At 39.3% G+C, this 23,124-nt stretch carries 20 protein-coding genes; 9 read left to right on the top strand and 11 right to left on the bottom strand.

Translation table 11 applies throughout. The features are described from left to right. Positions 1 to 74 precede the first annotated feature (74 nt). A complete protein-coding gene (gene aroB, locus NE848_RS12550) occupies positions 75 to 1,145 on the bottom strand; it encodes a 3-dehydroquinate synthase (protein WP_252114096.1) in 1,071 nt (356 codons plus the stop codon). 90 nt (positions 1,146 to 1,235) lie between these two features. On the opposite strand from aroB, the gene NE848_RS12545 reads away from it, so the two are divergent. Together NE848_RS12545 and NE848_RS12540 are read left to right on the top strand one after the other, a co-directional pair. Next, complete coding sequence (locus NE848_RS12545) at positions 1,236 to 2,435, top strand: proline dehydrogenase family protein (RefSeq protein WP_252114094.1); 1,200 nt, start codon at positions 1,236 to 1,238, stop codon at positions 2,433 to 2,435. Between the two features lie 8 nt (positions 2,436 to 2,443). After that, positions 2,444 to 2,983, top strand: a complete 540-nt coding sequence (locus tag NE848_RS12540; RefSeq protein WP_252114091.1) for a 1-acyl-sn-glycerol-3-phosphate acyltransferase — start codon at positions 2,444 to 2,446, stop codon at positions 2,981 to 2,983. On the opposite strand, the gene NE848_RS12535 is transcribed toward NE848_RS12540, so the two are convergent. The 4 genes from NE848_RS12535 to gcvT all read right to left on the bottom strand — a co-directional run bounded on the left by NE848_RS12535 (position 2,984) and on the right by gcvT (position 6,078). Continuing rightward, complete coding sequence (locus NE848_RS12535; RefSeq protein ID WP_252114089.1) at positions 2,984 to 3,703, bottom strand: YebC/PmpR family DNA-binding transcriptional regulator; 720 nt, start codon at positions 3,701 to 3,703, stop codon at positions 2,984 to 2,986. Positions 3,704 to 3,797: 94 nt separating this feature from the next. Further along, a complete protein-coding gene (locus NE848_RS12530; RefSeq protein WP_252114087.1) occupies positions 3,798 to 4,088 on the bottom strand; it encodes a 4a-hydroxytetrahydrobiopterin dehydratase in 291 nt (96 codons plus the stop codon). 86 nt (positions 4,089 to 4,174) lie between these two features. After that, on the bottom strand, positions 4,175 to 4,990 hold the full coding sequence (locus NE848_RS12525) for a sugar nucleotide-binding protein (RefSeq protein WP_252114085.1): 816 nt from the start codon (positions 4,988 to 4,990) through the stop codon (positions 4,175 to 4,177). Between the two features lie 5 nt (positions 4,991 to 4,995). Beyond that, positions 4,996 to 6,078 (bottom strand): glycine cleavage system aminomethyltransferase GcvT, encoded by a 1,083-nt coding sequence (gcvT, locus tag NE848_RS12520; protein WP_252114083.1) that lies wholly within the window; start codon positions 6,076 to 6,078, stop codon positions 4,996 to 4,998. A 132-nt stretch (positions 6,079 to 6,210) separates the two neighbouring features. On the opposite strand from gcvT, the gene NE848_RS12515 reads away from it, so the two are divergent. Continuing rightward, positions 6,211 to 7,743: an NAD(P)H-hydrate dehydratase gene (locus NE848_RS12515; RefSeq protein WP_252114081.1), complete on the top strand. Its 1,533-nt coding sequence runs from the start codon at positions 6,211 to 6,213 to the stop codon at positions 7,741 to 7,743. A 98-nt stretch (positions 7,744 to 7,841) separates the two neighbouring features. Beyond that, the gene (gene hutH, locus NE848_RS12510; protein ID WP_252114079.1) at positions 7,842 to 9,347 is read left to right on the top strand and encodes a histidine ammonia-lyase; all 1,506 of its coding nucleotides are present in this window, start codon (positions 7,842 to 7,844) and stop codon (positions 9,345 to 9,347) included. Here hutH and NE848_RS12505 read toward each other — a convergent pair. Together NE848_RS12505 and NE848_RS12500 are read right to left on the bottom strand one after the other, a co-directional pair. Beyond that, a complete protein-coding gene (locus NE848_RS12505) occupies positions 9,344 to 9,718 on the bottom strand; it encodes a DUF7793 family protein (protein WP_252114076.1) in 375 nt (124 codons plus the stop codon). The two genes, hutH and NE848_RS12505, sit on opposite strands and share 4 nt — an antisense overlap. Before the next feature lie 113 nt (positions 9,719 to 9,831). Then, complete coding sequence (locus tag NE848_RS12500) at positions 9,832 to 12,387, bottom strand: ATP-dependent Clp protease ATP-binding subunit (protein ID WP_252114473.1); 2,556 nt, start codon at positions 12,385 to 12,387, stop codon at positions 9,832 to 9,834. 248 nt (positions 12,388 to 12,635) lie between these two features. On the opposite strand from NE848_RS12500, the gene gyrA reads away from it, so the two are divergent. Both gyrA and NE848_RS12490 read left to right on the top strand, forming a co-directional pair. Beyond that, complete coding sequence (gene gyrA / locus NE848_RS12495; RefSeq protein WP_252114074.1) at positions 12,636 to 15,167, top strand: DNA gyrase subunit A; 2,532 nt, start codon at positions 12,636 to 12,638, stop codon at positions 15,165 to 15,167. 21 nt (positions 15,168 to 15,188) lie between these two features. Further along, positions 15,189 to 16,427: a tetratricopeptide repeat protein gene (locus NE848_RS12490; RefSeq protein WP_252114071.1), complete on the top strand. Its 1,239-nt coding sequence runs from the start codon at positions 15,189 to 15,191 to the stop codon at positions 16,425 to 16,427. Between the two features lie 72 nt (positions 16,428 to 16,499). Here NE848_RS12490 and NE848_RS12485 read toward each other — a convergent pair whose 3' ends face one another. Together NE848_RS12485 and NE848_RS12480 are read right to left on the bottom strand one after the other, a co-directional pair. After that, a complete protein-coding gene (locus NE848_RS12485; RefSeq protein WP_252114069.1) occupies positions 16,500 to 17,252 on the bottom strand; it encodes a C40 family peptidase in 753 nt (250 codons plus the stop codon). Between the two features lie 16 nt (positions 17,253 to 17,268). After that, entirely contained in the window at positions 17,269 to 18,450 is a 1,182-nt protein-coding gene (locus NE848_RS12480) for an acetyl-CoA C-acyltransferase (RefSeq protein WP_252114067.1), read from the bottom strand. Between the two features lie 113 nt (positions 18,451 to 18,563). On the opposite strand from NE848_RS12480, the gene NE848_RS12475 reads away from it, so the two are divergent. Continuing rightward, positions 18,564 to 20,609 carry an HD family phosphohydrolase gene (locus tag NE848_RS12475; protein ID WP_252114065.1) on the top strand — a complete coding sequence of 682 codons (2,046 nt, stop codon included), beginning with the start codon at positions 18,564 to 18,566 and terminating at the stop codon, positions 20,607 to 20,609. On the opposite strand, the gene NE848_RS12470 is transcribed toward NE848_RS12475, so the two are convergent. After that, positions 20,610 to 21,062 carry a transcription elongation factor gene (locus tag NE848_RS12470; RefSeq protein ID WP_252114063.1) on the bottom strand — a complete coding sequence of 151 codons (453 nt, stop codon included), beginning with the start codon at positions 21,060 to 21,062 and terminating at the stop codon, positions 20,610 to 20,612. It abuts the gene before it with no gap. 185 nt (positions 21,063 to 21,247) lie between these two features. On the opposite strand from NE848_RS12470, the gene NE848_RS12465 reads away from it, so the two are divergent. Then, positions 21,248 to 21,919: a SatD family protein gene (locus NE848_RS12465; protein ID WP_252114061.1), complete on the top strand. Its 672-nt coding sequence runs from the start codon at positions 21,248 to 21,250 to the stop codon at positions 21,917 to 21,919. Further along, positions 21,909 to 22,640: a DUF3307 domain-containing protein gene (locus tag NE848_RS12460; RefSeq protein ID WP_252114059.1), complete on the top strand. Its 732-nt coding sequence runs from the start codon at positions 21,909 to 21,911 to the stop codon at positions 22,638 to 22,640. The genes NE848_RS12465 and NE848_RS12460 overlap by 11 nt, the downstream gene beginning before the upstream one ends. Here NE848_RS12460 and NE848_RS12455 read toward each other — a convergent pair. Continuing rightward, positions 22,617 to 23,024 carry a glyoxalase gene (locus NE848_RS12455; RefSeq protein ID WP_252114057.1) on the bottom strand — a complete coding sequence of 136 codons (408 nt, stop codon included), beginning with the start codon at positions 23,022 to 23,024 and terminating at the stop codon, positions 22,617 to 22,619. The two genes, NE848_RS12460 and NE848_RS12455, sit on opposite strands and share 24 nt — an antisense overlap. Positions 23,025 to 23,124 lie beyond the last annotated feature (100 nt).

Here is a 23,124-nt window from a genome sequence, read left to right as displayed (position 1 = left end):
CAAGTATAAATAAAAAAATAAATTGCATACAAAACATTGTAGTTATTTATGTTTAATTTTTAATAAGTTAAAAATCAATTATTTAAATACCAGTCGAATGCATTTTTAATAAGGTTGTCAGGAACCACAATATCTATCACCGGCCTGCCTATATCTTTAAGTAATACGAAATTGATATTACCCCGTTCATTCTTTTTGTCAAATTTCATCAATTCCTTTATCTGAATAATATCATCTTCAGAAAAAGATTCCTTCCCGTAGATGCTCTTGATCACGTTATTGATTTTTTCGAATTTTTCTTTCGGAAAATCCTGTAATTCAGTTGATATGTAAGACTCCAGGATCATTCCTGCGGCAATGGCTTCACCGTGCAATAGCCTTTTCTTTTCGGGATGAGTAAGGCAGTAAGATTCTATGGCATGTCCAAGGGTGTGCCCAAAATTAAGCGTTTTTCTCAGGTTTTTTTCAAACGGATCCTTAGTGACGATTTCCTTTTTGATGTCTACAGATTCTTTAATAATATCTTCGAGGTCAGAAAGATCGAGATCTTCCAGTTTCGAAACTTTTTCCCAGTAGGTTTCACTGGCGATAAGGCCGTGTTTCAATATTTCCGCGAGTCCGCTCCTCATTTCCTCCTGCGGAAGGGTTGAAAGGAACTGAGTGTCTATCAATACCATTTCCGGTTGATTTATCACCCCGATCTGGTTTTTCAGATTCCCTAGGTCCACACCGGTTTTACCTCCAACCGAAGCGTCTACCATGGCCAGAAGAGTGGTAGGAATATTTATAAACTGAATGCCGCGCTTAAAAGCGGAAGCAACAAATCCACCAAGATCGGTCACAACACCGCCTCCCAGGTTTATCATAAGGCTTTTTCGATCGGCTTCCAGTTCTGAAAGGGCATTCCAGACGCCTTCACAGGTTTGCAGATTCTTGTATTCTTCACCGGCTTCTATCTCAATGACTTCAGTTTGAGGGCTGTTTTCCAATTGCTGCATAAATTTCGCGAGACAATGTTCATGGGTGTTGCTGTCTACAAGAATAAAGATCCTTGACGGGTCATTTTCAACAAGGAACTCATTAAGCTTTTGGTAGGCATTTTCAGCATACAGAACCGGATTCAAAGAAGCGGTTAAATCATTCATTTTACTAGGTTTTAAGCCTCCGAAATTAAAGAGAAAATATTAATTAATTCAAGTTTCAATAATTATATTTGCCGTAAGTACTACCACACCATGATAAGAAAAAAAATCTTCAATAACACTAAGTCTGCCTTCAAGCTAAAATCAAATGCAGAACTTGACAGAGCACTTTTCCTTTTCGGATTAATGAACCGGCCAACCATTGTTAAAGCTGGTACTTTTTTAACCAATATTTCTTTAAAGCTGCATCTCCCCGTTGAGACCCTTATTAAGAAGACAATCTTTGAGCAGTTTTGCGGAGGCGTGACCGAGGAAGACTGCAAACCTGTGACGAAAGAAATGTACGATGAGAATCTTCACAGTATACTGGATTATTCAGTAGAAGGTAAGGAAACCGAAGCTGAATTTGATGCTGCTATGGAGAAAAAGCTCAGCCTTGTTGAATATGCTAAAGAAAGCGACGAGATATCTTTCGCTATGTTCAAGCCAACCGGGATCGGTAGGTTTGCTATCTGGGAGAAAGTTAGTGAGAAGATAAGTCTTACTGAGGAAGAGAAAGAGGAGTGGGAGCGAGTAAAAAAGAGAGTTGATATTCTTTGTAAGCGAGCACATGAATTAAAAGTAAGATTATATGCAGATGCCGAAGAGACCTGGATGCAAACGGCAGCAGATGATCTTATGGAAGAGATGATGCGAAAATATAACAAAGAGGAAGTTCTTATTTTTAATACGCTTCAGTGTTATAGATGGGATCGTCTCGATTATTTAAAAGACCTTCACGAGAAAGGAAAAAAAGAAGGCTTTAAAGTAGGGGCAAAAATAGTTAGGGGAGCCTACATGGAAAAGGAAAATGCCCGTGCGAAGAAACTGGGTTATCCAACTCCGATATGTGAAAGCAAGGAGGCTACAGATGTTAACTTCAACAGTGTTCTTTCCTATTGCCTGAATCATCTGGAAGATATTTCGGTATTTATTGGGACTCATAATGAGGTGAGCAGTTATCTTGCACTTCAGATAATTGAAGATAAAGGTCTTTCCATTGATGATGAGAGAATATGGTTTAGTCAGTTATACGGCATGAGTGACCATATTAGTTATAACCTGGCAAGGAAAGGCTATAATGCTGTAAAACTGGTGCCATTTGGTCCGGTTCGGGATGTTGTTCCATACCTTCTGCGTAGGGCTCAGGAAAACACTTCGGTAAAGGGGCAAACAGGACGTGAACTTTCGCTGCTAAGGGAAGAAAGAAAAAGAAGGAAAGGTCATGAGTCTACTAAGCACCATCGCGAATAATACTGATTATGCGCTGGCTGGCAAAGCTTATTTTTTTTAATATTTTAGGCTGGAAACTGGAGAATAACTTCGATCCTGCTACAAAGAAATGTGTGGTGATCGTCGCTCCACATACAAGTTCCTATGATTTTTTTATTGGATTACTGGTAAGAAAGATTATGGGTATCCATTTAGATTTTGTCGCTAAGAAAGAATTATTCAGGCCGCCCTTCGGCTGGTATTTCAGGATGGTAGGCGGATCTCCTTTAGACCGAACAGGAAACCAGAAAAAAGTGGATGTCATTGCAGAGATGTTTGAAAAGAATGAGATCTTTCGGCTGGCTTTGTCACCTGAAGGAACCAGAAAAAAGACAGAGAGATGGAAAACCGGTTTCTATTTCATAGCCTTAAAGGCTCGGGTACCCATTATTCCCGTGGCTTTTGATTTCGGGACGAAAACGGTTACGATCCATAATCCAGTTGATCCCAGTGGGAATCTGGAAAAGGATCTGGTTGAAATTCAGAATTTATATAAAGGTGTAGAGGGGAAGATCCCTGAAAACTTCTGATTATTCTTCTGAAGTTTCCATGGTATGATAAACGTTTTGTACGTCATCATCTTCTTCCAGCTTTTCTAAAAGTTTCTCAACATCGGCAGCCTGTTCTTCATTCAGGCTTTTTGTAACCTGAGGGATCCTTTCAAAACCTGAAGATATGATTTCTATCTCACGATTTTCAAGTTCTTTCTGAATACTCCCAAAGTATTGAAAAGGAGCATAGATATGGATGCCATCTTCATCTTCAAATACCTCTTCGGCTCCAAAATCTATAAGTTCCAACTCGAGTTCTTCTGGATCTATACCATCGCCATTGATCCTGAAGTTACAGGTGTGATCGAACATGAACTCCACTGAACCTGATGTTCCAAGATTACCATCACATTTATTGAAATGAGAACGGATATTTGCCACGGTGCGATTGTTATTATCTGTGGCGGTCTCTACCAGTACAGCGATCCCATGTGGTGCATAGCCTTCGAAAAGAACTATTTTATAATCACCCTGAGATTTATCGGAAGCACGCTTAATAGCCCGTTCAATATTATCCTTAGGCATGTTAACGCTCTTGGCGTTCTGAATCACCGCACGTAACTTCGCGTTGGTGTCAGGGTCTGGACCACCTTCCTTAACAGCCATTACGATGTCTTTTCCTATTCTGGTAAATGCCTTGGCCATAGCTGACCAACGTTTCATTTTACGTGCTTTGCGAAATTCAAATGCTCTTCCCATGGTAGATTAAAATAATATTCGGGCAAAAGTATAAAAAAAGCTCCTAATATTTCTTGAAAAATATCAGGAGCCTGTATGATGTATAGAGCAATTTCTAATTTGAAGGATCAACTATTTCTTCGATTGACCTTGCCAGTTTAAAATCTTTTTCTGTAACACCATCGGCATCATGTGTAGATAATGAGATCTCAAGTTGATTGTAGACATTTCCCCAGTTGGGATGATGCTGTTGAGCTTCTGCTTCAAAAGCGATACGGGTCATCACCGTAAAGGCTTCTTTAAAGTTCTCAAATTGAAAGGAGGTGTGGATCGCTTTTTTTGCATAGGTCCAGCCTTCCAGATCCTTCAATTTATCCTGAATTTCGTCTTCACTTAATTTTTTCATCAGTTTGAGTTTTTCGGTTTTATTAAATTTAGAAATTAAGCCTTGAAAATATAGGGGATACCCCCGCTTTAATATAAGATTAACAGCTATTTCTTCGTGGAAGCTTCCACAACCTGACTAATTGTTATTTCCAGGTTTTTAGGTAGTTTGTTGTCTTTGGGAAGAACCGCCAGAAATCTGTCATAATTAGAATCATATACATTTTTGAAAAGTGGATTCTGATAACCCAGTCCTTCGCAGATCTCTTCAATAAAGTCCTTTTGATGGATTAAGTCTGAACTTCCCAGGTGGAAAACTCCCTGCCTGTTCCTGTTGATTATATAATGTATCTGTTGGGTTACCTTTTGAATCTCGGTTGCATTAATCACCACATTGGGGAAAACCTCCAGTGGTTCGCCTAAATCAAGTATGGTTTTTATCTCTTTTATTCGGGGAGTCAATTTTCCAAAGACCATCGGTAGTCTTACAATATTATACTGATGGTTAGGTAGTCTTAATAAGGCGTTTTCTATTTTGATCTTAAAGCGTCCATATATACTTTGACTTAAAGTCTTATCATATTCGTAAGACGGGTAATTGGTAAAGGCATCAAATACATTAGCAGAACTTATGAAGATAAGTTTGCTGTTGTGCCTAAGAATGTGATTGATTATAGCAAAATGTGTGACAACCTGCGCATCAAAATTTCCTCTCAGGGAGGATATTATCACATCGGGCTTTAAATTCTCAAGAAGGATCTCGATATTTTCAGTTTCCATATCAAAATGATGGAACTGATGGTTGCTGCTGAAGGATCCATTCTCTGTCCGGTAGGTACCATGGGTATCAAAATAGGAGCATAGCTCTTTATATAAGGCGTTGCCTATAAATCCGCTTGCTCCTAAAATGAGTATCCTTTTCAAATAAATTAGCCTTTATAAAAGGGCAGTTTTACCTGAGTCGCAGGAACAGCTTTTTTTCTTATCTGAATAAAAATTTTATTTCCCACACCTGCGATCTCTGTCGGTACATATCCTAAACCTATTCCTTTTTCAAGGGAAGGAGACATGGTGCCCGATGTTACTTCTCCAATTTTCTTACCATTCTCGTCAACAATGTCATATCCCTGACGTGGAATTCCTCTTTCATCCAGTTCAAAGGCAATCAATTTGCGCTTTGGCCCGTTTTCTTTTTCCTGCTTCAAGGCTTCACTATTGATGAAGTCTTTAGTGAATTTTGTGATCCATCCAAGACCAGCTTCAATAGGTGATGTAGTTTCGTCAATATCATTTCCGTAGAGGCAGTACCCCATTTCCAAACGAAGTGTGTCTCTTGCGGCAAGACCTATTGGTTTGATTCCGAAATCCTTTCCAGCTTCCATTACCGAATCCCAGATCTGCTCTGCATCCTCATTTCTGAAATAGATTTCAAAACCACCACTACCGGTATAGCCTGTTGCCGAAACTATCACTTTATCCACATTGGCAAAAGTTCCCACTTCAAAAGTGTAGAACTTCATATTATCAAGTTCTATATCGGTTAGAGATTGCATCGCCTCTGCTGCTTTCGGACCCTGAATGGCAAGAAGGGACATTTCGTCGCTCATATCGCGCATGGTAGCTTCCATGGTATTATGCTGCGCGATCCAGTTCCAGTCTTTTTCAATGTTTGAAGCATTTACAACCAGAAGATATTTCTCTGCATCGATCCTGTATATGATAAGATCGTCTACAATTCCACCATCATGATTTGGCATACAGGAATACTGTGCCTTACCATCCACCAGTTTGGAGGCATCATTAGAACTTATTTTTTGAATTAGCTCCAGGGCATTTTCTCCCGATATGAGGAATTCCCCCATATGTGATACATCAAATACTCCAAGCTTTTCTCTTACTGTTTCATGCTCAATATTCACACCTTCGTAAGAGACCGGCATATTAAAACCGGCAAAGGGAACCATTTTGGCGTTAAGTTCTTTATGCTTTCCAGACAGGGCTATTTCTTTCATTTTTTTCAAAAATTTGCCCAAATTTATTCAATTCGGAATGAATACAATATTTATTTAGGCTTTTTATGGGATATTATGCGAATTCATTCTATAAGTTTATCTTTGAGAGAGACCAAAAATGAAACAATTCCTATGAAAATACTTTCTGCAGAACAACTTTCGGAAGCCGATAAGATAAGTATTGAAAAGCAGGGTATAACTTCAGAAAAATTAATGGAGAGGGCCGCTACTCTTGTTTTTAATGAAATTCACAAGAGGCTGCAGGGCGCTCCTATCCCTGTTAAGATCTTTTGTGGAATAGGAAATAATGGCGGTGATGGTCTGGTAGTGGCTCGCCATTTAATTCAGCATGGTTATCACGTGACTGTATATGTGGTGAACTATAGCGATAAAAGATCTGATGACTTTCTAAGCAATTATGAAAGGTTAAAAGAAGTTACAAATGACTGGCCTAAACTCATAAAAAAAGAAAACGATTTTCCCGATATAGATACCGGTGACTTTCTGATTGATGCAATTTTTGGAATAGGTCTTAACCGTCCTATTGAAGGTTGGGTGGCGAAACTTGTGAAGCACATGAACGATTCCCAGGCCTTCACTCTTTCTGTTGATATGCCCAGCGGATTGTTTTCTGATAAGGTGCCCGGGGAGAAGGCTGCGATAATAGAAGCTGATTATACTCTGAGCTTTCAGGCTCCCAAGCTTGTATTTTTTCTTCCGGAAACCATGGATTATGTCGGTGATCTGCAGATAATAGATATAGGTCTGGACAGGGAGTTCCTGGCAGGTCTTTCAACTAAAACTTATCTTATAAATAAGGATTCGGTACTGCCGCTTTATAAGCAAAGAAAAAAGAATTCGCATAAAGGTGATTATGGCCATGTTTTGATAGCCGGAGGTAGTTATGGGAAAATGGGAAGTGTGCTTCTTACTGCTACTGCAGCCTTGAGGACTGGCTCTGGATTGTGTAGTTTATATATACCAAAATGCGGATATGAGATCATTCAAACAGGGCTTCCCGAAGCTATGGTGCTTACAGATCCTGAAAATGATATGGTAAGCGATTACCCTGAAGATTTTGATGCTGATGTTGTATGTTTTGGGATGGGCGCAGGAACCGATAAAAAATCTGTACAAGCCCTGAAAAAGTTGCTGGAGACTTCAGATTCTCCAGTAGTAATTGATGCTGATGGTCTCAATATTCTTTCTGCTAATATGGAACTTTTGGGCCTTCTTCCGGAAAACTCGGTACTAACTCCACACCCAGGGGAATTAAAAAGACTGATAGGGGAGTGGAAAGACGATTTTCATAAACTGGAAATGGTAAAAGCTTTCAGCAAAAAACATAAGGTTGTTGTGGTAATTAAAGGAGCTCATACTTTTACCATTAACCGGGAGGAGATCTTTATAAATAATTCTGGGAATCCTGGTATGGCTACTGCCGGAAGTGGTGATGTGCTTTCCGGAGTTATTACATCGCTTATCGGGCAGTCATACGAGCCGGTGGTGGCGGCCGTTCTGGGAGTTTTTCTTCATGGACTCTCCGGGGATATTTCCTCCAGAGAGCTGGGTTATGAAGGGGTAATGGCAGGAGATATCGCAGCAAATATTGGAAGAGCTGTCAAAGATCTTTTCAGCCGGGAAATGAAAGATCAGGAAAACTGATCAGGAATTATTGAAAATATCCTTATTTAAGTCTCATATTATTTGGAATCTTATTTTTGAAGTAAGATTTTTGCATTCCATAAAACCAAACCAATAAAATGCAAAGTCATCATTATATAAGTTCTGCAGTTTTAGATATTGAAGTTATTCATGACCTACTTAAAACCGGAAAGAAATTAGCTCTAAGTGATGAATCCAGATTAAACATTGAAAAATCCAGAAGATACCTGGATAATAAGATCAAGGAGAGTGACACTCCTGTTTATGGGATCAATACAGGATTTGGAGCTCTTTGCAATGTAAAGATTACCTCAGAAAAACTTACCGAACTTCAGGAAAACCTGGTAAGGTCACATGCCTGCGGAACGGGTGACTTAGTTTCGAAACCTGTTGTTAAGCTCATGTTACTCCTAAAGATCCAGTCTCTCAGTTATGGGAACTCGGGCGTGGCATTGCAAACAGTAGAAAGGCTTATCGATTTTTATAATGAAGATATACTGCCGGTGGTATACGAACAGGGATCCCTGGGTGCATCCGGTGATCTTGCACCGTTAGCACATTTGGCTTTACCCTTAATAGGCGATGGGGAGGTCTATTTTGAAGATAAAGTGATCACAGGTAAAGAATTGCTTGATATGAAAGGCTGGGAGCCAGTTAAGCTCCAAAGCAAGGAAGGTTTGGCTCTACTTAACGGAACCCAGTTTATGAGTGCTCATGCCGTTTATGCTTTGCTAAAGGCTTATAAGCTATCCTTTATGGCCGATCTTATTGGAGCGATCTCCATTGATGCTTTTGATTGTAACCTTTCACCATTTGATGAACTTGTACATATGGTGAGACCTCACAGGGGACAGATAAAAACAGCTGAAAGAATTAGAACTTTTCTTGAAGGAAGTGAAATTGCCCAGACCGAAAAAGAAAATGTGCAGGATCCTTATTCTTTTAGATGTATACCTCAGGTTCATGGAGCATCTAAAGACACGTTGTCTTTTGTGAGAAAAACAGTAAAGACCGAAATAAATTCGGTGACAGATAATCCCAATATTTTTATTGAAGCCGATAAGATCATTTCGGGAGGGAATTTCCATGGTCAGCCGCTGGCACTAGGCTTGGATTACCTGGCAATAGCCCTTTCAGAACTCGCCAATATCTCTGAAAGAAGAACATTTCAACTGGTGTCAGGTTTAAGAGGTCTTCCTAATTTTCTTGTTGAAAACCCCGGACTTAATAGCGGGTTCATGATCCCACAATATACAGCGGCTAGTATCGTAAGCCAGAATAAGCAATTGTCGAGTCCGGCTTCCATAGATTCGATAGTCTCATCAAATGGTCAGGAAGATCATGTAAGTATGGGAGCGAACAGTGCTACCAAACTTCTAAAAGTGGTTGAAAATCTGAATACTGTACTGGCAATTGAACTTTTCAATGCTTCGCAGGCGATTCATTTCAGGGAGCCAGCAAAGACTTCAGGGAAATTAAATGAGGTTCTGGAGGCTTTCAGGAAAACTGTGCCGGTTCTTACCGAAGACAGAACTATGGCGCCTTACATAAAGAAAGCTAAAGAATTTATAGAGAATTTTGAGGTAGAAGATTTTGCAGATTAGATCTTTGTTTTGATCCATTGAACAGCTTCTTCAAGTGTTTGAAAGACTTCAAAGGAATTGCTGCCTTTATAAAACTTTCTTTCAACCTGATCGGCATTGCGACGCGTCATTTCATTTTCGCTGACTACCGCTATAGCCTTTAAGTTTTGCGTATTTGCCGATTCAAAATAGACCATTGGATCTACGGCGTAGGAATTTACCCTGTGGGAAATATAACCGTAATTTTTATCTCTAAAGAATTGCTTGCCGAGTGCCAGTAGTTTTTTGTTGTTTTCAACGTCAAACAACACACCTTCGTTAAGTTTGGCAATAAGGATATTCTCATGAATAGTGACCTGTCCAAAGTCAAGATCAATTTTTTCAGTAGGCATTTTGCAGGGGCTTAGGCCGACTAATTTAGAGCAAATTGAACAATTGTAAAAAAAATTATATTAAAAAAGCCGCTTCTTTCGGAGCGGCTTTTTTATTATAATTATGTAACTATTTAAGATTCAGTTTCTTTTACTGATTTTTTAATATCAATAGTTAATTCATTTTTTTCTTCATCCAGATCCATCACAATTCTATCGCCTTCTTTGAGCTTGGATGTAATGATCTCTTCTGCAAGAGCATCTTCAATATATTTCTGGATGGCTCTGTTCAGAGGACGGGCTCCGTATTGCTTATCAAATCCTTTCTCGGCAATAAAGTCTTTAGCTTTATCAGTAAGGCTAAGATCATAGCCGAGTCCATGAATTCTCTCGAACAATTTTGCAAGCTCAATGTCAATGATCTTATGAATATCGTCTCTTTCAAGGCTGTTAAAGATCACTACATCATCAATACGGTTCAGGAATTCAGGTGCAAATGCTTTTTTAAGAGCATTTTCAATCACACTTCTGGTATTATCATCAGCCTGCGATTTCTTGGCGGCAGTTCCAAATCCAACTCCCTGACCAAAATCCTTAAGCTTTCTTGCTCCGATATTCGAAGTCATGATAATGATGGTATTTCTGAAATCGATCTTCCTTCCAAGACTGTCAGTAAGATATCCATCATCAAGAACCTGAAGCAACATGTTGAAAACGTCTGGATGAGCTTTTTCTACCTCGTCCAGAAGCACAACTGCGTAAGGTTTTCTTCTAACTTTTTCTGTTAGCTGTCCACCTTCTTCATAACCAACATATCCTGGAGGTGCACCTATTAGTCTGGAAACAGCGAATTTTTCCATGTATTCGCTCATATCTATCCTAATAAGGGCATCTTCATTATCGAATAATTCGCGGGCAAGTACTTTTGCAAGCTGGGTTTTACCCACTCCTGTTTGACCTAGGAAAATAAAAGATCCAATAGGTTTGTTGGGATCTTTTAATCCGGCCCTGTTACGCTGGATAGCTTTCACAACTTTACCAACAGCTTCATCCTGACCGATGACCTTACCTTTAATTTTTGTAGGTAATTCTACAAGTTTATTGCTTTCGGTTTGAGCGATTCTGTTAACTGGGATACCGGTCATCATTGAAACCACATCGGCAACATTTTCCTCTGAAACTGTTTCCTTGTGTTTCTTAGATTCTTCTTCCCATTTTTCCTGTGCAAGGCTCAATTCTTTTTCAAGATTCTTCTCGTCATCCCTCAATTTGGCAGCCTCTTCATATTTCTGCTTTTTAACCACAGAATTTTTGTTCTCCCGAACTTCTTCAAGTTTTCTCTCCAGGTCAAGGATCTGCTTTGGAACATCAATATTTGTGATATGAACTCTTGAACCTGCTTCATCCAGGGCGTCAATAGCTTTGTCTGGAAGGAAACGGTCTGTCATATACCTGTTTGTGAGTTTTACACAAGCATGGATTGCTTCATCTGTGTAAGCCACGTTATGATGCTCTTCGTATTTGTTCTTAATGTTATTAAGGATCTCGATGGTCTCTTCAACCGTAGTAGGTTCAACGATCACCTTTTGGAACCTTCTTTCAAGGGCACCATCTTTTTCAATGTACTGCCTGTACTCATCCAGAGTAGTAGCTCCTATACATTGAATTTCTCCTCTTGCCAGAGCAGGTTTGAACATATTGCTGGCATCCAGGCTTCCTGTTGCTCCACCAGCTCCAACTATGGTATGAATTTCATCTATGAAAAGTATGATATCATCATTCTTTTCAAGCTCGTTCATAACCGCTTTCATTCTTTCCTCGAACTGACCACGGTATTTAGTTCCGGCAACAAGGCTTGCAAGATCAAGCGTCACAACCCTTTTGTCAAAAAGAATTCTGGAAACTTTGCGTTTTACAATCCTTAGTGCAAGGCCTTCGGCAATGGCCGATTTACCAACCCCAGGTTCTCCTATTAATAATGGATTGTTCTTCTTTCTTCGGCTAAGGATTTGAGAAACCCTTTCGATTTCCTTTTCTCTTCCAACAACCGGATCCAGTTTATCCAATTCGGCAAGAGCAGTAAGGTCTCTTCCGAAGTTATCCAGAACGGGAGTCTTGGATTTTTTAGAAGTCTTTCCAGTTCCTCCACTACTACTGAATGGATTTTCCCTGGTGGTCTCGTCACCACCGTCATCATCTGAAAAAGATTCTGCTGATGGACTGTCAGAGAAATCATCTTCGTCGCTTGCGATCATATATTTAAACTGATCTTTTACTCCATCGTAATCTATTTTCAATTTGTTCAGCAATTTAGTGGTGGGATCATTTTCGTTTCTCAAAATGCATAGCAGCAAGTGAGCAGTATTTATAGAGGAGCTCTGAAAAAGTTTAGCTTCCAGAAAAGTTGTTTTCAAAGCACGCTCTGCCTGCCTGGTCAAATGCAGGTTTCTTTTCTCATTATTAATTGTAACCGTATTCGGATTCGCAGGGCTTAGAATCTCGACTTTACGTCTTAAATGACTAAGATCTATTTCAAGTGCATTGAGTATTTCTATAGCTTTTCCGTCTCCATCTCTCAGCAAGCCAAGCATAAGGTGCTCTGTCCCGATAAAATCGTGGCCAAGCCTTAATGCTTCCTCTTTACTGTAAGCAATTACATCTTTTACTCTTGGTGAAAAATTATCATCCATTTTATCTTCCTTTCTCAAAGTTGTTTTCACTCGAATTTGGTCAAAAACTGTACCTAATAGGGAGTTAGTAGCTAATTGACAAAATTACTTTCAATTTTCAAAGTGTAAAATAGTGAACTTATTAACCAAATCACAATAAAAATTTGTTAATAAAAATAGGGCTAATGCTATGCCGAATCCGCTTAAAAAGGGATAAAATATGTAAATTGCCCCTTAGATTTTTATAGAGATAAATTAAACTTTAAAATATGGCTGAAGGAGAAAAGCTAATTCCTATCAACATTGAAGATGAAATGAAATCGGCCTATATCGATTATTCGATGTCGGTCATTGTGTCACGTGCCTTACCAGATGTGCGTGACGGTTTAAAACCGGTTCACAGGAGGGTTTTGTACGGGATGTACGAACTTGGGGTTCTTTCTAACAGAGCCTATAAGAAATCGGCTAGAATAGTAGGAGAGGTATTAGGTAAGTATCACCCGCACGGAGATTCATCGGTATATGATACCATGGTTAGAATGGCCCAGGAATGGAGTATGAGATATATGCTGGTAGATGGTCAGGGTAACTACGGATCTGTAGATGGTGACAGTCCGGCAGCGATGCGTTATACAGAAGCACGTATGCGCAAGATCAGTGAAGATATGCTTGCCGATATTGATAAAGAGACTGTTGACACCCAGTTGAACTTTGATGATTCACTGAGTGAACCTGTGGTGCTTCCCACCAGGGTTCCAAATTTGCTGGTAAACGGTGCAAGCGGTATCGCGGTAGGTATGGCTACTAATATGCCTCCACACAACCTCTCAGAAGTTATTGATGGGACTGTAGCCTATATTGACAATAATGATATTGAAATAGATGAGCTCATTGAGCATATCAAAGCGCCCGATTTTCCAACAGGGGGAATTATCTATGGCTATGATGGCGTAAAAGAAGCCTTTAAAACAGGAAGAGGTCGTATCGTTATGCGTGCCAAATCTCATATGGAAGAGATCAATGGTAGAGAATACCTTGTTGTTACCGAAATTCCTTACCAGGTGAACAAGGCAGATATGATCAAGAAAACAGCCGATCTTGTCAATGAGAAGAAAATTGATGGAATTAGTCTTATAAGGGATGAATCAGACCGTAATGGTATGCGTATCGTATACCAGCTTAAAAGAGATGCGATTCCTAATATTGTTCTAAATACCTTATTTAAACATACTGCACTCCAGTCTTCTTTTAGTGTAAATAATATTGCACTTGTGAATGGAAGACCTGAGATGCTTAACCTGAAGGACCTTATTTATCACTTCGTTGAACACAGGCATGATGTTGTGGTTCGCAGAACGGAATTTGAGCTTAAAAAAGCTAAAGACCGTGCTCATATCCTTGAAGGACTTATCATTGCTTCAGATAATATTGATGAAGTTATAGCGCTTATCCGTGCATCTTCTAATGCTGAAGAAGCCAGGGAGAAATTGATGGAGCGTTTCGAGCTTACCGAAGTTCAGGCTAAGGCTATCGTAGAAATGAGGTTGAGACAGCTTACCGGTCTTGAACAGGACAAGTTAAGAGCTGAATATGAAGAGATATTGAAGACTATAGAAGATCTTGAAGATATTCTTGCCCGTAAGGAGCGTAGAATGGAAGTGATCAAAGATGAACTTATAGAAGTAAAAGAAAAATATGGTGATGAAAGACGTTCTGAAATTGAATACTCTGGAGGAGATCTGAGCATTGAAGATATGATCCCTGATGAAAGAGTTGTTATCACTATTTCTCATGCGGGCTATATTAAAAGAACTTCCTTAAGCGAATATAAAAAGCAGAATAGAGGAGGAGTGGGACAGAAAGGTTCCACCACAAGGAATGAGGACTTCCTGGAATATCTTTTTGTTGGAACTAATCACCAGTACATGTTATTCTTCACTCAGAATGGTAAATGTTACTGGATGAGAGTTTATGAAATTCCGGAAGGAAGTAAAGCCTCAAAAGGAAGGGCAATTCAGAATCTTATTAATATTGAGCCGGAAGATAAAGTAAACGCTTTCATCTGTACTCAGGACCTCAAGGATGAGGAATATGTCAACAATCACTTTGTGATCATGGCCACTAAGAAAGGTCAGGTGAAAAAGACCAGGCTTGAAAGATACTCCCGTCCAAGAACTAATGGTATTAACGCAATTACCATTAAGGAAGGAGACGAACTACTGGAAGCAAAACTTACGACAGGAAACTCTCAGGTAATGCTTGCAGTGAAAAGCGGAAAAGCTATACGGTTTGAAGAAAGCAAGACCAGACCTATGGGAAGAAATGCTTCTGGTGTTAGAGGTATTACCCTTGCTGATGATAATGACGAGGTAGTAGGAATGGTTTCTGTTAATGAGTTTGATTCTGATATCCTGGTAGTTTCTGAAAATGGATACGGAAAACGTTCAAGTCTTGAGGATTATCGTATCACCAACCGTGGAGGAAAAGGAGTGAAGACTATTTCTGTTACCGAAAAGACCGGACAACTTGTCGCGATTAAAAATGTTACCGATAAGGATGACCTGATGATTATTAATAAATCCGGTATAGCTATACGAATGGCTGTTGAAGATCTTAGAGTGATGGGTCGTGCAACTCAGGGAGTTAGACTTATCAATCTTAAAGGTAATGATGCTATCGCTGCCGTGGCCAAAGTGTTACATGACGAGGACGATGTGGAAAGTATGGAAGACGCCGAAAAGCCTATAGGTGGTGAAGAACCGGCGAATGGCACAACTATTGCAGATGATAGTGAGGAATAAAAAACTAAAACCAAAACAACAATGAAAACTAATATTTTTGTGCTGGGTCTGTCGCTTTTTTCTATGACAGTTTTTGCCCAGAAAGATCAGGTAAAAAATGCAGAAGACGCCCTTGATGATGGCAATTATGCAGAAGCAAAAGCTCAGCTTAAAATAGCCGAACAAAATCTAGGTGAACTAAATGATAAATGGACAGAGAATTTCTATTTCTATAAAGGTAAGGCATACATGGGAGCCGGTAATGCTTCTGCTGCCGACCTTAAGATAGCAGCCGAAGCATTTCAGAAAGCAGCCGAAATGGGAAATGATGACGCCGCTGAAAGTTTGATGGCTTTGAAGAACAATCTTATTCAAAGTGCTATAGATGATCAGAATAAAGAAGAATTCGCGTCTGCAGCAGAAAAACTTTATGCCAGCTATGAGTTAAGCCAAAAAGATACTATCTATCTTTATTATGCTGCCAATAACCTTGTTCAGGCTCAGGATTATGCTAAAGCTGTTGAATATCTTGAGATGTTGAACGAGATGGATTATGATGGTTCTGGAAAGGAATTCGTAGCTGTGAATGTAGAAACCGGGGAAGTAGAAGCATTTGGATCTAAAGAACAAAGAGATCTTATGGTGAAAACTGACCAGTATAAAGATCCTGCAGTGAGAGAGATTCCTTCTAAGAAAGGTGATATAGCTCAGCTAATCGCCAGAATTTATATCAGCCAGAAGGAATATGATAAGGCTGTTGCAGCCATGGATAAAGCTAAAGCCACCAATCCTGACGATATGAGCCTTCTAAAGGCAGAAGCCAACATGTATTATCAAATGGGCGAAAAAGAGAAAGCAAGAACAATTCTTGAAGAGCTTGCTGAAAAAGACCCTAATGATGCAGATACCATGAATAACATTGGTTTGATGTACGCTGAAAATGGTGATAATGAAAAAGCCGTTGAATTTTACAATAAGGCTCTTGAGATTGATGAGGAAATGAATAACGCAAGGATTAATAAGGTTGCTGCTATTCTGGCCAAGGAAAGAGAAATTATTGATGAAATGAATGGTCTTGGAATGAGTAAGGCTGACAATGAGCGTTACGAAGAACTGGATGCTAAAAGAAAAGATCTTTATAAAGAAGTAGTGCCGATTCTAGAGAAAGCCATTGAAATTGATCCTAATAATACCGATGCGATCAAAACTGCAATGAATATTTACTCGAATCTTGGAAATCAGGAAAAAGTAGATGAAATGAAAGCTAAGCTTAATCAATAATCTTAGTTAAAGAGATAATAAAAAAACCCGCTGAATTTCAGCGGGTTTTTTTATTTATTAAAACCTTACTTATCAAATTATCTTTTTGATTACCCTTAGTTTATGGGTATGCTTTCGCAGTTGTGCATTGAAAATTCCTGAGTGATCTATACGGTCTATTCTTACGCAGCCGTCTACATGGATTATGTAGTTGTCCTGCATAATGATACCAACATGATTAATGACACCTTCATTGTCGTCAAAAAATGCAAGATCGCCCGGTTCACTCTCTTCAATGAAGCTTAAAGCCTCTCCCTGTTTTGCCTGTTCAGCAGCACTCCTTTTAATTTTTTCACCATTTAGTTTATAAACCATTTGAGTAAAACCACTGCAGTCTATTCCAAAAGGGGTTTTTCCACCCCAAATGTGAGGTGAATTAAGATAGAGAAGAGCAGTTTCAACGATTTTTTCTTTGGTGGCTTTGTCTGAAGTAATAACTTCTCCTTCAAATTTATGAGCCAGATTTGGACTGAAATTTACCACCGAACCCAGGGCCACTGGCATAAGCAAACCACTGTCGTCTGTGATGTATTCTATAAGGTCAGCTGAAAGCCGATAACTTGTATCTTCAAGAGAATAATATTCTTCCTCTTCGATCTTCCTGTACTGTTTCTTATCTATCCAGGCTTCAAATCCGTCGAACGCATTTCTTATCCTGCTCCAATGAGCCCTTTCTTCCAGGATCTTGAAATGTTCACCATATAAGAGCTGAGAAGTCATCTCACTCTCGTGAGACGACGTAGCTCTTAGCGGTACTATACTTAAATGGCAAATACCGTATTGCATTAACTTTTATTCAATTTTAGGCATTGCGTTCTATTACCATGGCTGATGCTCCACCCCCTCCATTACATATAGCAGCTGCACCAATGCGGGCATTGTTCTGTTCAAGGACATTCAGTAAGGTTATAAGTATTCTTACACCGCTGCATCCAAGTGGATGCCCAAGAGAAACAGCACCACCGTTCACATTGGTATTTTTATCGTTTAATCCTAAAATTTTCATGTTCGCAAGACCTACTACCGAGAAAGCTTCATTAAATTCAAAGAAATCTACTTCTTCCATTTTTATCTCAGCCTTTGCGATCGCTTTTGGAAGAGCTTTTGAAGGCGCTGTAGTGAACCATTTCGGCTCTGTGGCAGCATCGGCATAACTTCTAATGGTAGCTAAAGGCTTAATGCCTAATTCATCTGCTTTTTCCCTGCTCATCAATACCACAGCTCCGGCACCATCATTAATAGTTGAGGCATTGGCAGCCGTAACGGTACCTTCTTTTGAGAAAGCCGGTCTTAAAGAAGATATCTTATCCATTCTAACATTCTTGTATTCCTCATCTTCTTTTACGATCACGGGGTCACCTTTTCTCTGAGGCACTTCAACAGGAACAACTTCATTATCGAATTTACCTTCTTTCCATGCTTTTGCCGATCTTTCATAGGACTGGATGGCAAATTTATCCTGATCTTCACGAGAGAAGTTATGTTCAGACGCACACAGGTCGGCACAAACTCCCATTGCATTATGGTCGTAAGCATCTACCAGGCCATCTTTCTGCATCCCGTCTTCCATACTGGCTGGGCCGAACTTCTGTCCTTTTCTTAGATGCAAGTAATGCGGGATAAGGCTCATATTTTCCATACCTCCGGCTACAACAATAGAAGTATCTCCAAGCATGATAGACTGAGCTCCCTGCATTACTGCTTTCATTCCGCTTGCACAAACTTTATTTACCGTAGTACATGGAACCGTATCTGGAATTCCTGCACCAAGAGCAGCCTGTCTTGCAGGAGCCTGTCCTACACCTGCCTGAACTACATTACCCATTAAAACTTCCTCTACCATCTCTGGTTTCAGGTTTATCTTTTCGAGGGCTCCTTTTATTGCTACCGAGCCTAATTTTGTAGCAGGAATTGTGGATAAGCTGCCTAAAAAACTTCCTATCGGAGTCCTCGCAGCGCTTACTATTACTACTTCTTTATTCATTATTTAAGTTTTATTAATTGAGGTGTTGCGAAGTTAGTGATTTTATAAGGAATTAAATAACCTAAGCTTATTCAGACCTATTTTTACTACATTTGAGCATTACCTGAATATTTATGAGCGATTTCATTAATAAGCTATACAAAAATCAGGCGCTTTTTTACAAGGTTTTCCTGTTTGTGCTTACCTCAGTTTTAATCGTTTACCTTCTTCCAAAAGGAGGCAAATTCAAATATGATATCCCCAAGGGAAAACCCTGGCAGTATGAAAATCTATATGCGCCATTTGATTTTGCGATCCTTAAGACCGATGAAGAGATCGCTGCAGAAAAGCAGGATATTTCCCGGTCTCATATTCCTTATTATAATTTTGACACTGAAAAACCTGGGAGAATAAAAGAAGATGCTTTACAGGAAGTTCAAAATGTTTTCGCCGATTCAACCCTGAATATCTATGAGACTATTATAGATGACTTTGTTGCAGAAACAGTAGATAAGATCTATGAATTTGGGCTCCTGCAGGAAAGTGACCGTCTGGAGCCAGATCAACTGGTTTATTTATTAAAAGGAAATGAAGCTTCGGAAGTTGCTTACAGAAGAATCCTGAAACAGGGTGAAATACGAGGTTTCTTAAATGATGAGATCACTAATGCAGGTTTTTCTTCCTTTAAAACTGAATTGCTGGAAGTATTCTTCAATTCGGTGGAGCCAAATGTCACATTCAATAATAATCTAACCCAGAAGGAACTTGAGAGCAAGCTGAATAATATTTCATATACCCGCGGAATAATAGAGCAGGGCAGCCGTATCATAGCCAAAGGCGAGGTGGTTGAAGGAAATAAGTATAATATTTTGCGTTCTCTCAAAGCTGAATATGAGTCACAGGTATGGAGCCAGTCGAACTACAACTGGATCATCGTTGGTTACAGTGCCCTGGTTGCGCTGGCCCTATTGATGCTGCTTCTTTTCATGAGGAAATATCGGGTTAGCGTTTTTGAGAATAATGTAAAGGTCACTTTCATATTCTTCAATATTATCTTTATGGTGATGCTTACCACTCTGGTGGTCAACTTTAATATTGACTATGTGTATGTGGTTCCTTTGTGTATACTTCCGCTTACCTTAAAAGCTTTCTTTGATGCTAGGCTTGGTTTGTTCACTCACGTAATAACCGTATTGCTTTTAGGCTTCATTGTGCCTAACAGTTATGAATATATGTTCCTTCAAATAATTGCGGGGATAGTTACCATACTTACGGTTAGTGAGCTGTATAAAAGGGCTAATCTATTTATATCTGTGGGTCAGATCACTTTGGTGTATATAGTAGCTTATTTCGCATTTACCGTGATTCAGGAAGGAGATATAAACGATATGAAGCCCGAGGTATTTCTTACTTTTATTTTGGGAGGGCTTGCAACTCTATTTGTTCAGCCGCTTATTTATGTGTATGAAAAGATCTTCGGCATGGTAAGCGATATGTCTCTTCTTGAACTTTCGGACACCAATTCAAGATTATTGAAGGAACTGGCAGAAAAAGCTCCCGGAACTTTCCATCATAGTCTCAATGTGGCTAATCTCGCCGAAGCTGCCGCCAATGAAATAAATGCAAATGCCATGCTTGCAAGGGTGGGAGCGCTGTACCACGATATTGGTAAGATGCATAATCCTACTTACTTTACCGAAAATCAGACGACTTCCGTAAATTCTCATGATGAATTATCTCCTCGAGAAAGCGCACAGATAATTATTGAGCATGTGATTAAGGGTATTGAGATCGCAAAAAAGAATAATCTTCCAGATAGAGTGATCGATTTCATTAGAACGCATCACGGGACTACGACAGTTTATTATTTCTATATGAAGGAGAAGGAGATTAATGAAAACGCTCCTTCAGAAGATTTTCGATATCCGGGTCCTATTCCTTTCAGTAAGGAAACCGCTATTTTGATGATGTGTGATAGTGTTGAGGCGGCAAGTAAGAGTCTAAAGGAACCAACCGCTGTACTCATCGATAATTTTGTAGAGAAGATCATTGATAAGCAAATGGAAGAGGGCCAGTTCCTGAACTCGAACATCACCTTCAAGGAAATTCAGATGGTGAAAAAGATCCTTAAACGTAAGCTTAAGAATATTTATCATTTGCGTATCGAATACCCCGAATAATTAGTGTACCTCGAGTATCTTGTGTTCTTTCCCATTAAAGGTAAAACTGTCCCCGGCCTTTTTACCTTTCATTTCCTGGTAGATAGGAGCTTCGGTTGAAATGGCAAAAACCGTACTGCCTTCATCCAAAACAACCTTACCCAGTGCTGCCGAAATGAAGTAGTAGTTTTCCGAAGTTTCTACTACACTTCCAAAATCTATCTGCTCACTGTAATGTTTATGGTCGATACGGCTTAATTTCTCCTTCATTTTCCTTGAGTTGTCAAGGTATTCGGCATATTTTTCAAAATCGCCCAGTAATTGCCCCTTACTATCATCTTCATCATAATCTGTATGGGCATCATTATTCTCCATAGACTCTCTAATCTGGTCCATCTCATTTTTATACTTATCGATCTGCCTGTTAACAGTATCAAGACACTTGTAAAATAATTCTTCTTTATTCGCTACCATATTTCAAAATTCTCGCATTAGAATTCTAAAATTAATTAAGCTTTAGCGGCTTGCCGAAGATTTAGGAAATATTTAATATGAATTTTTAATATAAGTATAAAAGCTTATATCTATTGTAAATAAGCTTTAAAACTTATAATTAGTACTTATAAGCTTTTAAACTTATTTTTTTGTATATTTGTTTTATGATTGCAGTAATATCAGCCGATCTCCTGTCTTCCTCCAGTTATTCAAAGGAATTACTGGAACAGGCTATTCGTGCCCTTAACAGGGAATTTAGAGAACTGGAAAAACTTACTCATCCAGCATCAGAATTTGAGATTTACAGGGGGGATAGCTTTCAGGGACTCATATATGCACCCCAAGAAGCGCTACATTTTGCATTAAGAATAAAGACCGCTATTAACAGGTTACATCTCAACGACAGCGAGAGCAATAAGGCTTTTAAACGGGAGGCAGACCTAAAGATGGCAATTGGTATTGGAAGCTATGATTTTAAAAGGGATTCGATATTGGAATCCAATGGCCAGGCCTTCCAGTTATCGGGTAGAACTCTTGATGAAATGAAGAAATATAACCGAAAACTAAGACTCAAGACTCCTTCTGATAATATTAATGAAGAGTTTGATGCTTCCTTTTTGCTTTTTGATACCTTATCTGATAAATGGAGTACAGCGTCTGCTGAAGTTATTTATTATCTTTTGAAAGGATTTAAAGAAACTGAAATCGCCGCTGAACTGGGAATTAGTCAGTCTGCTGTAAATCAAAGAAAGAAAGCTGCTGGCTGGGATGCAATCGATGTTTTGCTAGCGCGTTATAAGAAAGTAATTAACGAACATTTTTCTAATGGAAAATAGTATACTCATTCTTTTACAGTTATTACTTGCTCATGTGATCACCGATTTTGTGATACAGCCCACAAAATGGGTAAAACATAAGCGGAGGAATAAAGGCCGTTCAAAGTTCCTGTACCTTCACGCGATAATAGCAGGAGTACTTACCTTAATTTTCCTGATGAGAATAGAGTACTGGTATGTGGCCGTTTTTATAAGCTTCACTCACTTTTTTACCGATCTCTGGAAATTACAGTTCCACAGGGACAGCCTGAAGATATTTTTATCAGACCAGATATTGCACCTTTTTGCCATAGTGCTAGCCTGGCTTTGGATCACATCTAATTTTCAAAGCATAATACCATATTTATCCGATCTGTTAAGTTCAGAGTCAGTAATGGCAATAATAATAGGTTATCTGGTCATAATTTTTCCAGCTGGTTTCCTCATAGGAAAAGCAACTCAAAGATGGCAGAACGAAGTAGAGGATGATCTCAGGCGAAACAGCCTGGATGCCGCTGGCCGGTATATAGGAATCTTTGAAAGGGTACTTGTACTAACTTTTATACTCACTCTGAATTTTTCAGCCATAGGTTTTCTGATCGCTGCAAAATCCATTCTGCGTTTCAGCGATAAATCGGAGACCGGAGCGAGAAAGCAAACCGAGTATGTGCTCATAGGAACCCTTATGAGCTTTACCATCACAATTCTGATAGGCTTTCTAGTACGCCAGGTCGCGTTCTAAAAGCTGAATATTGCTTTGAAGTCTTTCCTTTACAATATTCATCATGCGCTTGTTCAGCGCTGAAGAATTCTGAATGTAAGTTTCGTATTCTTTAAGGGTAAACTGACCAATGATCATCCCTTTAAGACTATTCCTGAACTTGATATCCTTCTGGATAGCATTTTCAATGTAAAGCAACCTTTTTTCAAGATTTAGATCATAAAAGGCATTCTTGTGCTTGGTGATATAATTCCGGAAAGCTGCCACCAGTAAATCATCCTGTAGTTTCGCTACGGGTCGAAGTGTTTCATTCTGAAACCTCTCATCTGAACTCATGTTCTCTGTAATCCTTGCTGAAGGAATCTCAGGTCTGAGTTCCATTAGGTTAATATCTCTCGGATTCATGGCAAGTAAAGTTTCTTAAATATAACCAATTAAAGAGTCGCATTTACTGTGCCGTATTCATACTTGTGCACCGGTTATAAACATTCCCCGTTAAATATGT

The organism is Gramella jeungdoensis, assembly GCF_023805255.1.
Taxonomy (GTDB): domain Bacteria; phylum Bacteroidota; class Bacteroidia; order Flavobacteriales; family Flavobacteriaceae; genus Christiangramia; species Christiangramia jeungdoensis.
This window is presented reverse-complemented; position numbering and strand designations above follow the sequence as displayed.